Raw genomic sequence first — 15,243 nt, forward strand, 5'->3', positions numbered from 1 at the left:
GCAACCCGAAACAGCTAAAGCGAAGGGCGGAACGCCGCAGTCCTCCGCCTCCGCTCCAGCTTCCCCGCACATGAAGCCCGCTTATGCCGACGCAAAGCGGGCTTTTTTGTTGCTGCCGTCCGGCGCCGCGCCGTACCCAGCCACGGAACATTGGAAACCAGAACCACCATGGACGACTCCCTGAACTTCGACTTCGATACGCTCGCCGTCCGCGCGGGCACCGCGCGCAGCGACTTCAACGAGCACTCGGAAGCGATTTTCCTAACCTCCAGCTTCGTGTTCGCGAGCGCCGCGGATGCCGCCGAGCGCTTCAAGAACTCCGAAGACTATTTCACCTACTCGCGTTTCACGAATCCGACTGTGTCGATGTTCCAGGACCGCCTGGCCGCCCTCGAAGGCGGGGAGGCTTGCATCGCGACCGCGTCGGGGATGGCCGCGATCATGTCGGTCGTGATGTCGGCGTTGCAGGCCGGCGATCATCTGGTGAGCTCACAGGCGTTGTTCGGTTCGACGCTCGGGATGTTCTCGCAGATCTTCAGCAAGTTCGGCATCACCACCACGTTCGTCGATCCGAGCGATCTCGACGCGTGGAAGAACGCGGTGCGTCCCGAAACGAAGATGTTCTTCCTCGAAACGCCGTCGAATCCGCTGACCGAAGTCGCCGATATCGAAGCGATCGGCAAGATCGCGAAGGCGGCGAATGCGCTGTTTGTCGTCGATAACTGTTTCTGCAGCCCAGCGCTGCAGCAGCCGCTGAAGCTCGGCGCGGACGTCGTCATGCATTCGGCGACCAAGTTCCTCGACGGTCAGGGCCGCGTGCTCGGCGGCGCGCTGGTCGGCTCGAAGAAATTCATCATGGAGAAGGTCTTTCCGTTCGTGCGCAGCGCAGGACCGACGTTGTCCGCGTTCAACGCATGGGTGCTGTTGAAGGGCATGGAAACATTGTCGCTGCGCGTCGAAAAGCAGTCGGCGAACGCACTCGAAATTGCCCGCTGGCTCGAAGCGCGTCCAGGTGTCAATCGCGTGTTCTATCCGGGGCTCGAATCGCATCCGCAGCATGCGCTCGCGATGCGCCAGCAGAAGGCCGGTGGCGCGATCGTGTCATTCGAGCTGAAGGGCGACACCCCCGAGCAGATGCGCGCGAACGCATGGCGTGTGATCGACAGCACGAAGATCTGCTCGATCACCGGTAACCTCGGCGACACGCGCACGACCATCACGCATCCAGCGACGACCACGCACGGCCGTATCACGCCGGAGGCGCGCGCAGCGGCGGGCATCAGCGAAGGGCTGATCCGTCTCGCGGTGGGTCTGGAAAACGCGGGGGATATCCGCGCGGATCTGCAGCGCGGTCTCGAAGGCTGAACGCTTACCGGTGTGCTGCGCGAACGTTGGCAGGCTGGTAGCAGAGAATGCGAGTCGCCTGTTTCGGGCGGCTCGCGCGATGGAACTGAACCGTCTCAGTCGGGCTGCGGCCGCTCAATGCCTTAGCGCGCGCCACTGCCCGGGCGCCAGCCCGAAGCGCCTCGTGAACGCGTGCGTATAAGCGCTCTGATCGCCAAAGCCGACCTCGAGCGCGATATCGGTCAACGACAGACGGGGGTCCGCCAGCAGCATGATCGACGTGTCGAGGCGCAGCCGCTGCAGGTAGCGATGCGGCGTTTCGCCGAACGCGTCGATAAAAAGCTGATGAAAGCGCCGCATGCCGAAGCCGCAGTGCGCGGCCAGGTCGGCGATAGCGAGCGGTTCCGACAAATGCGCGCGCAGCCAGCGGTCGATGCGCGCGAAATCGAGACCGGCGCCCTGCGCCTGCGTGCCGGCGTGCGCACCGGTATCGGCGACCAGCGCGGCGCCAAGACGCGCCGCGGCATCCCAGTGAAAGCGACGGTTGTCGACGGCATCGCCTTCGGCGCCGCCCGCCGCATGCGCGGCGATTCGATGCACGAGCTGCGCGACCGATGCATCGACGCTCACGGCCCGCGCGCGCTCGAAGAGCCGCTCGGGCACCGCCAGCGACGTGGCCGGCAAATCGAGCACCAGTTGCCGATTAGAGCCCACGCCCGCGTAATCGTGCCGCGCGCCGGCCGGGATCAGCCATGCGGAGCCGGCGTCGATTTGCTGCGCGACGCCGTCCACCGCCATCACCATCGCGCCGTCGAGCCCCAGCACGACCTGATGAAAGTCATGCACGTCCGACGCCTCGACCGCGCCATAGCAGCGCACCGAAACGTTAGGGGCGGTGACGGCGGCGTGGCTCATCAAAACAGCTTAGGTCCAGCTAAAACGCCGCGCTCAGACTGCGAGCAGTTCGACTTCGAACACGAGCGTCGCGTTCGGCGGAATCACGCCGCCCGCGCCGCGCACGCCATAGCCGAGTTGCGGCGGAATGGTCAGCTTGCGCGTGCCGCCGACCTTCATCCCTTGCACGCCTTCGTCCCAGCCCTTGATGACCATGCCGCCGCCGAGCGCGAACGCGAACGGGTCGTTGCGGTCCTTACTCGAGTCGAACTTCTGGCCGTCGGTGAGCCAGCCCGTGTAGTGCACGGTCACGGTCTTGCCGGCTACTGCCTCGGCGCCGGTGCCTTCGACGAGGTCTTCGTATTTGAGGCCGGATTCGGTCGTCACAGTCGACATGCGTCGCTCCTTTGATCAAAACGTAAAACCGACATTGTAGGCGGGTTGATCTCGCATCGCCCGACTATTGCCGCTTATCGCCGACGACTGCCGACGATTGCCCGGTCTTCCCGGATCGCATCCGTGGCATGTGGATTGCGGCGCCGTTCGCGAGTTCGGCCAGACTGGCCAGCCAGGACGGGATGCCTATAATGAGGCTTCCTTCCATCATCCAGCATTGCCTGAGAGGCTCGACCGTGACAACGTCTTCAACTGGGACCGCTGGCGCTCAGCTGGCACCCGCCGGCTTCGCCATCTCAGAACGCAGCGCGCACCTGCGCGCCGAAACTGCATTGTTCATGCGAGATCATGTGCTGTCGCTGGTGTCGCATGATCTGCGCGGTCCGTTGAATGCGATCCACAGCTGGGCGTACGTGCTTGAACGCAAGCTCGATGCGAACGACCCCAACTCGCAGCGCGCAATCGCCGGCATTCGCAGCGGCATCGATCAACAGGTGAAGCTGCTCGAGACGATCGTCGACACGACGCGCGCCGAGACGAAAGCGCTAGCGCTCGCGTACGACCCGTTCCCGCTGCATCCGCTGCTCGATGAAACCATCGAAGAAGTTCGCAGCGGTTTCGCCCGCTTGCGCGGCGTCGAACTCCGACTCGTGTCGCAGCTTGCCACCGAGCAGCTCAATGGCGACCGCGGACGGCTTGGCGCCGCGTTGTGGCTGATGCTCACGTTCGCGGTCGAAGCGAGCGCGCGGGGCGCCGAAGTCGCGCTCACGACACGCGCGGACACGGGCGCATGGCATGCCAGCGTCGGGTACGAGCCGAACCATGCCGTGCTGAACGATGCCGCGTTGCCGCACATGCTGGAAGCGTTTGCGCGCAGGCAGGCCGTCGAGCCGCGCGAGGCCAAGCGGATCGCATGGCTGTTCGCGCTGTGCAAGCGCGTCGCCGAAGCGCACGGCGGCAGCTTCGAGCAATGTGACGCGGCACCAACGGACGACGCGGGCGCGCACACTGACCGCTCGAGGACCGCCACGCTCGAACTCCGCATACCGCTGACTGCGTCCACGCCGAAATGAGCGCCGTGTGCGTGCGTTGTCGTCGCGCGTCGGTGACTTTTCAACCAGCTTTCACCCTCTATACTGACAACTTTTGTTTTCGGAGCCAGTCGCTTTGATGCAGGTTGTCGCTCTTCTCGGTGCATTGTTTCTGGTTGCCCTCAACGGCTTTTTCGTCGCCGCCGAATTCGGCCTGGTGAAGCTGCGGCAAACCCGCGTGCAAAGCCTGGCTATCGAGCACGGCGTGCGCGGACGTTTGCTCGCGAAGGTCCATCGACAACTCGACGCGTACCTGTCCGCGTGTCAGCTTGGCATTACGCTCGCGTCGCTCGGGCTGGGCTGGGTCGGCGAACCCGCGTTCGCGCAACTGCTGATACCGCTGTTTCGGGTCATCGGCGTCGAATCGGACAACCTGATTCACGGTATCTCGCTGTTCTTCGCGTTTTCCTGCATTTCATTCCTGCATATCGTGGTCGGCGAACTCGCGCCGAAGTCGCTGGCAATCCGCGAGGCCGAGAAGATTTCGCTATGGACCGCGATGCCGCTCTACGGTTTTTATTGGGCGATGTACCCGGCGATCTGGCTGCTCAACACGAGCGCGAACGGGGTGCTGAAGGCCGCCGGGCTCAATACCGACCAAGGTCACGATTCACGTTACTCGACCCAGGAATTGAAGCTGATCCTGCGCGGCCGCCGCTCACGGGTCGCAAGCGAACTGGGTTCGTCCGATGGCGCGTACAGTCAGGACGAATGGAACACGATTGCCCACTCGCTGGACTTCTCGCGCATGACCGTGTCGGACCTGATGCGGCCGTCGTATGAAATGGTGTACCTGCGGCGCGACCTGCCGTTGCGCGACAACATGCAAGTCGTCGCGCGGCATCGCTTCAGCCGTTATCCATTGTTCGAGGATGCATCGGGCGAGCGCGTGGCTGGCATGATCCATTTGAAGGACTTGTTGCTTGCACGCCAGGCAGGCAGCACGCTCGATGATCTTTCGCACTATGTGCGCCCGGTGCAGTACGTGAAGCCGGAGATGCCGGCGCTCGAACTGTTTCGCCGCTTTCGCAAGGGCGCCCCGCATTTCGCATTGGTCGGTCGCAAGAACGCGAAGCCGATTGGCTTTCTGACGCTCGACAATCTGCTCGGCGCGCTGGTCGGCCAGATTCACGACGAGTTTCGTCAGGGCGACGCCGACTGGACGCGCATGGACGACGGCACGCTGATGGGCAAGGGCAGTTTGCCGGTGGTGTCGCTCGAGCGCGTACTCGGCATCGACATCGACGAGGGCAAGGCCGAATCCGTCGGTGGTCTCGTGATCCAGGCGCTCAACGATCTGCCGGCCGAAGGGCAGCGTGTCGAATTCGAGCACTTCGACGTGGTGGTCAAGAAGATGAAGGGGCCACGCATCGTGCTGGTGCGCGTTTATCCGAAGATATTCGATGACGAGGGCGGTTAAAGCCTAAAGCCTTAATAACGTTTGAAGCGGGGTTCGAAACCAAGCCCCGCAACGAAACGGCGAAGCCAAACCCCGAAGCCAAACCCCGCCTCTTCTAGCCACCTCAACTCCGCGGCACCCCGTCCTCCACCAGTACGGCAACCGGCATGGCGGCGAGCGCATCGCGCAGATACAGCAGCCCGTTGTCATCGACTTTCGGCGCGGCCGGACTCAACCAGTCGAACAACGCGCGCGCCGACAGGTCGGCCGGCATCTCGACCGCCGTATCCGCCCATTGCGCTGGTTCGACGAGCGGCAAATCGTGACGAGCGCTGCCGCCGTTGCCATCGCCGCCTTCGACATCGCCACGATCGGTGCCGAGCAACCCCGCCGCGAGCCGGCTCGCGATCACCACGGCCCATGCATTGCCATGTCGGCGCGCAAACGCAATCACATTCGACGCATGTGCTCCGCGCACCGCAAGCGGCAGATACGTACCTTGACTCAGCAATTCCGGCAGATGCGCGCGCAGCGCGAGTACGCGCTGAATCACCGCGAGTTTCACCCGTCCATCGCGCCACTCGGCTAAGAACTCCGAGGGTGGCGTCTGCGCCAGCCATCCCTCGCGTTTCGCAAAATCGACAGGCCGCCGGTTGTCCGGATCGACGAGGCTGAAGTCCCACAACTCGGTGCCCTGATAAAGATCCGGGATCCCTGGCGACGCGAGCCGCAACACCGTCTGCTGCAAGCTGTTGAGCACGCCGGCGCGAACGAGGCGCGCGACGAATGCCGACAGTTCCTGCAGGAAGCCGTTGCGCCGCTGCGGCGCGAGGATGTCGAACAGAAATTCGCGGCAGCCGGCTTCATACGCTTCGTCCGGTGCGAGCCAACTGGTTTGCAGCTTCGCCTCCCGCAGCGCCTTCAATTGCCATTGCGCGACGCGCTCGGCCAGCGCCTTCACGCCGGCTTCATCATCCGCGCGCAAGTCCGGCGGCCAGCAACCCACCAGCGTCTGATACAGCATCGCCTCGGCGGCGGGGCCGGGTGCCCATGCGTCGCTCTTGTCCTGGCTCACACTGCTGATAGGCTGGCCGTCCGGCGCGCGCCGCTGCGGCGCGTTCAACGTCGACCACGCGCGCAACGTCGCGCCCCACTCTTCGGCGATCTCGCTCAGCACCGCGATGCGCGCGCGCACGTCTTCGCCGCGCTTGTGATCGTGCGTGGCCGTCGCGAGCAACGCGTGCGGAAAGCGCTGCGCGCGCGCCAGGTTGCCCGCATGAAACTGCTCGACCGACAGCGCGAATTCGCCCGGGTCCGCCCCGACTTCATTGCGCGACAGCAGACGGCCATAGCGATAAAACGCGGTGTCTTCGATCGCCTTCGCGGCGAGCGGCGCTGTCAACTGCGAAAACAGTGTTTGCGCGTTGCGCCGCGACGAGCCCGTGTGCATGGGCTGCCCGCCGCTTTGCGTCTGCTGTGCAGCCTGCGCGCCGGTCCGCGCGGCCGGCGCTTCTTCGGCGCTACCGCCCAGCCACGCGCTGACACGTTCCAGCGCCGCATGGTCCGAGCGCGGCAGCGCCGCACGCGCGCCGGCCAGCGCGGCGTCGAAGTAGACGTTGTCGGCGGCGCTGCGCAGGCCGTTTTGCGGATACATCCGGTACACCGGGAAATGCACGGCCAGCTCGGTCAGCACGCGGCGCAGCGTCGTGAACGTGAAGTCGCGCGTCGACAGCGAATCGCGCGCGATGCGATGCAGGGAGCGCGCCGCGCGATCCAGTTCTGCCGACAGGTTCTCCGCGAGAATCTTGCGCCGCGCGGCGAGCGCCTCGTCGGCGAAATGCGGGCTGCGGCCGGTCAGCTCGGCCCATGTCCGCGCAAGCGGCTCGGCGCCGGCCGGATCGTGCAGCAGAGCGCCGACGTCGTTCATGAAGTCGTAGCCGGTCGTGCCGTCGACGGGCCAGTCGTCGCGCAACGGCTCGTCGCGGCCGAGAATCTTTTCGACCACCACATACGGCGCGGTATCGCGCAACTCGGTGAGCCGCTGCCGCAGCCGCTGGCAATATTCGCGCGGCTCGGCGAGTCCGTCGATGTGATCGATCCGCAAGCCGTCGATCAGCCCTTCGCGATAGAGACGAAAGATCAGCGCATGCACCGCGTCGAACACCTCGGGCCGTTCGACACGCACGGCGGCGAGTGTCGAGATATCGAAGAAGCGCCGCCAGTTTACTTCGTCGGACGCGGTGCGCCACCACGCGAGCCGGAAATGCTGCCGCTCGAGCAGCCGATGCAGCCGGTCGCGCGTGACCGGGTCCTCGGGCGCATACGCTTGCAACACGGACTCGATCGCCGACTCCCCTTCGCGCGCGACGAACTCGCGCAACGCGTCGCGTCCCTCGGCGGCGCGTGGCTGGTCGGCGGGTTGCGTGGTGACCCCGTTAAAGCGTGCGGCCAGCGCGGAAAGATCGGCGCGGTCGGCACTTTGCAGGATCGACGCGTAGTCGATCGGGCACACCGGAAACACGTGCGGTCCGTAGCCGATATAAAAGCGTCCGCTGTCCGCCGCGAACTTCAGCGCGATGCGGCCTGCGGCGAGTTCGTCGCCGTACGACCCGCCGAGCGTCGGCAGCAGCACCTTGCCGCGCAAGGCCGGATCGGGCGAGTGCCAATCGACGTCGAAATGGCGCGCATAAGCGCTATGGCGCCCCCATTCGAGGATGTCGAGCCACCACGCGTTGCTCGAACCGCCGACGCCCATATGGTTCGGCACGATATCGACGATCAGCCCCATGTCGTGCGCGCGCAGCTTGTCGACGAGGCGCTTGAGCCCCTCCTCACCGCCGCATTCGGCTCTGACGCGGGTGTAGTCGACGGTGTCGTAGCCGTGCATCGAACCCGGCTCGGCCGTCGTGATCGGCGATGCATACACATGGCTGATGCCGAGCGCGGCGAAGTACTCGACGCGCCGCGCGGCGTCGTCGAACGTGAAGCCTCGATGGAACTGGAGGCGCAGCGTGGAGCGTGGGACGGTCATGGCGTGTCGGGCTCCGAAGAACCGTTCGGTGAAGGAGGGAGCGCGGCGGCGGATGAGGCCGCCCGGCGCGCACGGTCGACGGCCATCAGGCGGTCGTTGAACGTCGCGTCGTCGAACATCGCATCGACCGGCAGCAGCACGCGGCGGCGCCAGTTCGGATGCTCGTCGACTGAGCCCGGCAGGTTCGGCTGCTCGGCGAGCGCGAGCAGGTCTTCGAGCGGATAGGTGACGAGCGGACACGGCGTCGCGGCGACGAACGCGAGTGCTTCGTCGACCGGCGGGTTGTCGGCGGCCGGCGGCGCGACCCCCGGCGCGGCGACGCCGGCCTGCTGGAACGCGCGCCACAATGCGGCGTGGTCCTCTGCGCGTTCTTCCTGCGCGGCCTGCTCGGGATCCCGGCCGTCCGCCCGGGCCATCGTCTGGCCGATCCGGTTGCGCCACGTGATGTCGCTGCCGCGCCACCAGCCGGCCACCGTCGGCAGATCGTGCGTGGTGGTCGTGCCGGCCGCGAAACGATCCCATTCGCCCGGCGCCTTGAAGCCGTTGCCAGATGTCGCACGCTCGAACCACAGCACGCGAATCCCGTCGATGCCGTGTTCGTCGAGCCGTTCGCGAAAGCCGGGCGGCACGGTGCCGAGATCCTCGCCGATCACGATCGCGCGATGCCGCCACGATTCGAGCGCGATCAGCCGCAGCAGGTCTTCCAGTGGATAGCGCAAATACGCGCCGTTGCGCGCGCTTTCGCCTTCGGGCACGAGCCACAGCCGTCGCAAGCCGAGAATGTGATCGATGCGGATCCCGCCCGCATGCGCGAACGCGGCGCGCAGCATGTCGATGAACGCGGCGAAGCCCTGGGTGCGCATCGCGCGCGGCGAGAAGGTGGTGAGTCCCCATGACTGGCCGGCCTGGTTGAACAGGTCAGGCGGCGCGCCGACCGACACGCGTTGCAGCATGTCGTCGCGATAGGACCACGCGTGACTGCCGGCGCTGTCGCAGCCGACCGCGAGATCGGCGATCAGGCCGACGGCCATGCCGGCTTCGCGCGCCACGTGCTGCGCGTGCGACAGGCCGCGCGCGGCGAGCCACTGCATGAACAGATGGAAGTCGACTTCATCGCGATGCGCTTCGGCGAACGCCTCCACTTCGGGACTGCGCGGATCGCGCAGCGCGTCGGGCCAATTGCGCCAATGGCGGTCGCCTCCTTGCGCGAGCTGCGCGGCCTGCAACGCTTCGAAGCGCGCATGGTCTTCGAGCGCGCGGCCCGCGCGTTCGCAGAAACCCTGGAATTCGAGCGCGCGCGGCGACTGTTGCGGGCGTTCGTTGGCGTTGAACTGCTCGTAGAGCTTGCGCAATACCGCGAGCTTCAATGGCGTCGCGTTCTGCCAGTCGATCAACGGCTCGTCCTCGTATTTCGCCCATGCGTCGCCGCCCTGCACGGCCGCAAGCGCGGCGCGCGCCGCCTCGGCGCCGAACACGGCGGCGGCGTCGATATGAGTGACGTTGAGCCACAGTCGCGACGACGGCGCATAAGGGCTGAAGCTTTGCGGCTGCGCGCTGAACATCGCGTGCGTCGGACTGACCGCGAGCGCGTGCGCGCCGCGCCGCGCGCTGTGCTGCGCGAGCTGCGCGAGGGCGGTGTAATCGCCGATGCCGCCGTCGCCAACGCGGCGCAGACCGTACAGTTGCGCGGCGACGCCCCACACCGGCGGCGCGGAGCGTGACGCATCGGCGCTGCCGTCGTGCAGCGTGCGCCACGCATCGGCGACCGTATAGCAGCGCGGCGGCGCGACCGCGAGCGTGATGCGCAGATCGTTGATGACGAGCGTGTGATAGCCGGCTTCGTCGATCGGCGCGAGCAGCGCTTGCTCGCCCTTTGGCGCGGTAAAGCGGCCGTCGATGATCGCGCCGCTTTCGAGCTCGATCCGGTAATGGCTGCCCGCTTTCACCGCGGCCGCCGGCAACGCGATGCCGCGTCCGAGCGTCGCGGTCATCAGCGGCGGCATCTTGCGGCCCGATAGTTCGGCTTCCAGAACGCTGGTGCTTTGGCGGATCTGTGTAGCGTTGCCGCACGGCAGGCCCATGCGGTCGAGCAGCGTCGCGAGCGTGTTCTCCGGCACGTGTTGCGGGTTATGGTGCGCATCCTGCCACTCGACTTCGAAGCCGGCGCGGGTGGCGAGTGCGACGATCTTGTCGTTGGGGCGTCGGGTCGTCACGCGTGATGCTCCTGGTGGCCCACGAGCCGCGCATCGTGGCGGCTCGCGTATTCGTTGATGTCGCCGGTCAGCCACGCGACGAATGCGTTCGCGGGCAGCACCTGCGCGTCGATCTGCTCGCGCACGCGCGGTGGCGTTTCGAAAATGACTTTGCCGTCGGGCACGTGCTCGAATGCGACGCTCTGCTGCGACAGGTTCAGCGCGATCGATAGCGACTCGCCGTCGCCCAGTTTCCAGCGCGCGATCAGCGCGTTCGCATCGCCGCCGTCGGTGCCGCTCAGCACGGTCGCGCCGAGCGCGCGGCCATGTTTCAGGCGTGGCGCGATCAGCTTCGCGCGCACCGTTAGTGCCGACTTGTAGAAATGCATCCAGTCGAGACGATCGGGTGTGGCTGCCGCGTCGGGCGCGGGCGGCGATGATGCCGCGAAGGTCTGCTCGTCGTTCGGATCGGGTATCTGCGCGCGCCGTTTTTCATCGTTGAATGCGGCGAAGCGCGCGAACTCGCGGCGCCGTCCCTCGCGCACCGCGTCGGCGAGCTCGCCGGTGTAGTCGGTGAAGAACAGGAACGGCTGCGTCGAGCCGTATTCCTCGTCCATGAACAGCAGCGGAATTTGCGGCGATAGCAGCAGCAACGCGGTCGCGGCGCGCAATGCGTCGTCCGAAGTCAGCGAGCGCAGCCGTTCGCCGAACGCGCGATTGCCGATCTGATCGTGGTTTTGCAGGAACATCACGAACGAGGTCGGCGGCAGATGCCCGCTCGCTTCGCCACGCGGCTCATCGTCGTGAATCGGCGACGGCTCGCCCTGATACGCGAAGCCCTCGGCCAGCACCCGCGCGAGGCGGCGGATTGGCCGCTCCGCATACGCGTGGTAATACCCTTCCGTTTCGCCGGTCAGCAATACGTGCAGCGTGTTGTGCGCGTCGTCGTTCCATTGCGCGTTGAAGTGCGTGTCGAGCAGGCTCGCGCTGTTGCGTTCGTTTTCGAGCACCAGATGCACGTGGCGGCCATGCTGCACGTGCGCGCGGATATGGTCGGACAATTCGCGCAGCCAGTCGGGATTGTTGATCGCATGCACCGCATCGAAACGCAGGCCATCGATCCGGTATTCGTTGATCCAGTACACCGCGTTGTCGGTGAAGAACTCGCTCACTTCACTGCGCTCGAAGTCGATCGCGGGGCCCCACGGCGTGTGCGTGCCTTCTTGGAAAAACGACTGCGCGTAGCTATGCAGGTAGTTGCCGTCCGGGCCGAAGTGGTTGTAGACCACATCGAGAAACACCATCAGGCCGAGACCGTGCGCGGCGTCGATCAGTGCCTTCAGGTCTTCGGGACGGCCGTACGCGGAGTCGGGCGCATAGGGCAGTACGCCGTCGTAGCCCCAGTTATGACGGCCGGGGAAGTCGTTTACCGGCATTAGCTCGATCGCGGTGACGCCGAGCTCGACGAGCGCCGGCAAACGCTGTTGCACACCGGCGTAGCCGCCCATCGCGCCGACGTGCAACTCGTACAGCACCGTTTCCTCCCACGGCCGCCCGTGCCAGTCGGTGTGCTCCCACCGGTACGCGCGCGGGTCGATCACTTCGCTCGGCCCGTGCACGTCCTGCGGCTGGAACCGCGACGCCGGATCGGGCACCGTCTGTCCGTCATCGAGCTGATAGCGATACAGCGTGCCGGCGCCCGTGTCCACGGTCGCCTCGAACCAGCCGTTGGCGGCCGGCGTCATGTCGTGCACGCCTTGAGCGGGGCCATTTTCGATGACGACCCGCACGCTTTTGCAAGACGGTGCCCAGAAACGGAAACGGGTACGCGGTTTGGTGCTGCTTGCGCCAAACAGTTGCGCGCTGAACGGCAGGCAATGGGCGTGGTGATGCGTATGAGGATCAATCGGACTTTCGGACATGATTCTTCACCATTCGAATCTGCTATCGAGCCGCGGATTGCGGCGTCATGGACGTTGCGTCGCAACATCCTTGCCACGTCGGCGGCGCTGCGGCATTCTCTGCGCTCGCCGGCGCCGAATCATGCGGTGCCACGTCGCTCACGCGAGCTAATGCGATTCACCGCTGTCTGCACTCTGCCCGCCAGGATCGGGCGGCAACGCGCTCAGCAGCCGCGGCCCGTGCCGCGCGCCGGCCTTCCAGCCGGCCTGCCAGTCCGCCTCGCCGGTCGGCTGCGCGGCGAGTATCACGAGAGCGTGCGCGGCGACCTCGAGCGCGCTTGCCGCGAGCGCTCGCGGCGCGCGGTCCGGCTCGGCCGTGTCTAACAGCACATGCCATTCCAGATGCGGCGCGGGAGGAACGAATTGCAACGGTTGCTCATGCGCGTTGAGCATCATTACCAGAACCTCCGTCTCGCCGTTCAGACCGGGACCGGCGCGACGCAATGTCAACGCGCGGCCTTCCGGATCCTCCCACGCCTCGATCGTCAGCGGATCGCCGCGTTCGTCGAACCAGCCGACGTCGAACAAGCCTGGCAGCACTTCGCGGTCGCCGAACAGAAAACGCGTTTCGCGAAGCAGTGGATGGCGCTTGCGCAACGCAACCATGCGCGCGACGAACTCCGTCATGCGCACGCCTTCCGGCGACTTCGCAAGCTCCCAGTCGAGCCATGAGAGGTCGTTATCCTGACAATACGCGTTGTTGTTGCCGCGCTGCGTGCGCAGCGCTTCGTCGCCGGCGAGCAGCATCGGCGTGCCGAGCGCGATCAGTTGCGTCGCGATCAGCGAGCGTGCGACACGGCGGCGCGTCGCGAGAATCGCGGGGTCGTCGGTGGGACCTTCGATGCCCCAGTTGCGGCTGCAATTCTCGTTGTGGCCGTCGTTGTTGTCTTCCTGATTCGCTTCGTTGTGCTTGTGCTCGTAAGCGGTCACGTCGGCCAACGTGAAGCCGTCGTGTGACGTGACGAAGTTGATCGACGCCCACGGCTTGCGATGACGCCGGTTGAACAGATCGGCCGAGCCGGTGAGACGCGCGGCGAGATCCGGCCGCAGCCCCGCATCGCCGCGCCAGAAACGTCGCACGGTGTCACGGAAGCGGTCGTTCCATTCGCTGAACCCCGGCGGATGATTGCCGAGCTGATAACCGCCGGGGCCGATGTCCCAAGGCTCGGAAATCAGCTTGCGCTGCGACAGGATCGGGTCCTGGCGCAGTGCGTCGAACAGGCCGGCGCCCGGGTCGAAGCCATGGTTTTCGCGCCCGAGCGTGACGCCGAGATCGAAGCGGAAGCCGTCCATATTGAATGCGGTCGACCAGTAGCGCAGCGAATCCATCACCATCTGCATCACCCGCGGGTGCGTCAGATTCACCGTATTGCCGCAGCCGGTGTCGTTGATGTGGTGACGCTCGTCGCCCGGAATCAGCCGGTAGTAGCTCGCGTTGTCGAGACCGCGCCACGAGATCGTCGGACCCATCTCGTTGCTTTCGCAGGTGTGGTTGTAGACCACGTCGAGAATCACCTCGATGCCGGCCGCGTGCAGTTGCCGCACCGCGATGCGCATTTCGTCGAGCCGGTGCGTGCTCAGATACGACGGCTCCGGCGCGAAAAACGCGGCGGTGTTGTAGCCCCAGTAGTTGCGCAGCCCGCGCTCCACCAGGAAACGGTCGTTCAGGAACGCGTGCACCGGCAGCAGTTCGACCGCGGTCACGCCGAGCTTCAGCAGATGCTCGATGAAATCCGGCGACGCGAGCGCGGCGAACGTGCCGCGTTCGTGCGCGCGCATGTCGGGGCGCAGCATCGACGCGCCGCGCACATGCGTTTCGTAGATGACGGTTTCACCCCACGGCACGTTGGGCCGCTTATCGTGCGACCAGTCGAATGCCTCATCGATCACGACGCACTTCGGCATCGCGGGCGCGGAATCGCGCCGGTCGATCGACAGGTCCGCGCGATTCGAGTGCACGCGATAGCCGAACAGCGCATCCGACCAGCGAAACTGCCCGACCAGCTTGCGTGCATACGGATCGAGCAGCAGCTTGTGCGGATTGAAGCGATGGCCGAGATGCGGCTGATACGGCCCGTGCGCACGAAAGCCGTATGCGGTGCCGGGATGTGCGTTCGGCAGATAGCCGTGCCAGATTTCGTCGGTGCATTCGGGCAGCGCGAAGCGGCGGATTTCCTTGCGGCCGGTGGGATCGAACAGGCACAGTTCGATTTTCTGCGCGTTCGCCGAAAACACCGCGAAGTTGACGCCAAGGCCGTCCCAACTCGCGCCGAGCGGGTACGGCGAGCCGGGCAGCAGCCGGTCGGGCATGGCATGCGACATGATTCCCCTCTTCTGATTGTTGAGCGCACAGCCTGCTCGCATTCAACGGGCGCGCGGCGTGTGTCCACACGAGCCGCGCGCCCGCTTACCGCACGTTCATCAATCCGCGCGCAATACGATCGTCGCGAGGGGGGGCAAAATCAGCGCGGCCGAATACGGATGGCCGTGGCTCGAGATAGGGTCGGCGTGAATCACGCCGCCATTGCCGATGTTCGAGCCGCCGTACACGCTTGCATCGGTATTGAGCACTTCCGACCAGCGCCCCGCGCGTGGCATGCCGAGCCGGTAACCATGGCGCGGCACCGGGGTCATGTTGCAGACCACGACGAGTTCGCGGCCGGCGCCATCGGTACGGCGGTACGCGAATACGCTGTTCCCGCTGTCGTCGCCGACCAGCCAGTCGAAGCCGCCCGGTTCGCTGTCGAGCAGATGAAGCGCGGGCTCGTCGCGATACAGACGGTTCAGATCGCGCACCAGCAATTGCACGCCGTGATGATGCGCATCGTCGAGCAGATGCCAGTGCGGTGATCCGTCATGATCGAATTCGGCCATCTGACCGAACTCGCCGCCCATGAACAGCAGCTTCTTGCCCGGATGGGTCCACATGAAACCG

Annotated in this window: 10 protein-coding genes; 3 read left to right on the forward strand and 7 right to left on the reverse strand. The window is 65.7% G+C overall.

Annotation, left to right across the window (positions count from 1 at the left end; genetic code table 11):
* The first annotated feature begins 168 nt into the window (after positions 1 to 168).
* Positions 169 to 1,365 (forward strand): O-succinylhomoserine sulfhydrylase, encoded by a 1,197-nt coding sequence (locus VGH68_RS05850; protein WP_331602583.1) that lies wholly within the window; start codon positions 169 to 171, stop codon positions 1,363 to 1,365.
* A 114-nt stretch (positions 1,366 to 1,479) separates the two neighbouring features.
* Here the strand turns inward: VGH68_RS05850 and VGH68_RS05855 are convergent, their stop codons facing one another.
* Positions 1,480 to 2,259: an AraC family transcriptional regulator gene (locus tag VGH68_RS05855; protein ID WP_331602585.1), complete on the reverse strand. Its 780-nt coding sequence runs from the start codon at positions 2,257 to 2,259 to the stop codon at positions 1,480 to 1,482.
* A gap of 33 nt (positions 2,260 to 2,292) precedes the next feature.
* The gene (locus tag VGH68_RS05860; RefSeq protein WP_331602587.1) at positions 2,293 to 2,634 is read right to left on the reverse strand and encodes an FKBP-type peptidyl-prolyl cis-trans isomerase; all 342 of its coding nucleotides are present in this window, start codon (positions 2,632 to 2,634) and stop codon (positions 2,293 to 2,295) included.
* Positions 2,635 to 2,870: 236 nt separating this feature from the next.
* On the opposite strand from VGH68_RS05860, the gene VGH68_RS05865 reads away from it, so the two are divergent.
* Positions 2,871 to 3,707, forward strand: coding sequence for a HAMP domain-containing sensor histidine kinase (locus VGH68_RS05865; protein WP_331602589.1), 837 nt, complete (start codon positions 2,871 to 2,873; stop codon positions 3,705 to 3,707).
* A gap of 94 nt (positions 3,708 to 3,801) precedes the next feature.
* Entirely contained in the window at positions 3,802 to 5,145 is a 1,344-nt protein-coding gene (locus VGH68_RS05870) for a hemolysin family protein (protein ID WP_331602590.1), read from the forward strand.
* A gap of 103 nt (positions 5,146 to 5,248) precedes the next feature.
* On the opposite strand, the gene treY is transcribed toward VGH68_RS05870, so the two are convergent.
* From treY to VGH68_RS05895, 5 genes are all read right to left on the reverse strand, one after another.
* Entirely contained in the window at positions 5,249 to 8,155 is a 2,907-nt protein-coding gene (treY, locus tag VGH68_RS05875; protein WP_331602592.1) for a malto-oligosyltrehalose synthase, read from the reverse strand.
* Positions 8,152 to 10,368 carry a 4-alpha-glucanotransferase gene (malQ, locus tag VGH68_RS05880; protein WP_331602593.1) on the reverse strand — a complete coding sequence of 739 codons (2,217 nt, stop codon included), beginning with the start codon at positions 10,366 to 10,368 and terminating at the stop codon, positions 8,152 to 8,154. The genes treY and malQ overlap by 4 nt, the downstream gene beginning before the upstream one ends.
* Positions 10,365 to 12,269 carry a malto-oligosyltrehalose trehalohydrolase gene (treZ, locus tag VGH68_RS05885; protein WP_331602594.1) on the reverse strand — a complete coding sequence of 635 codons (1,905 nt, stop codon included), beginning with the start codon at positions 12,267 to 12,269 and terminating at the stop codon, positions 10,365 to 10,367. Before treZ ends, malQ begins: the two co-directional genes overlap by 4 nt.
* A 147-nt stretch (positions 12,270 to 12,416) precedes the next feature.
* Complete coding sequence (glgX, locus tag VGH68_RS05890) at positions 12,417 to 14,630, reverse strand: glycogen debranching protein GlgX (RefSeq protein ID WP_331602595.1); 2,214 nt, start codon at positions 14,628 to 14,630, stop codon at positions 12,417 to 12,419.
* A gap of 99 nt (positions 14,631 to 14,729) precedes the next feature.
* The coding region (locus VGH68_RS05895; protein ID WP_331602596.1) for an alpha amylase C-terminal domain-containing protein at positions 14,730 to 15,243 on the reverse strand (514 nt) is incomplete at its 5' end.

The sequence above is a fragment of the Paraburkholderia sp. genome (assembly GCF_036488505.1).
In the GTDB taxonomy this organism is placed as follows: domain Bacteria; phylum Pseudomonadota; class Gammaproteobacteria; order Burkholderiales; family Burkholderiaceae; genus Paraburkholderia.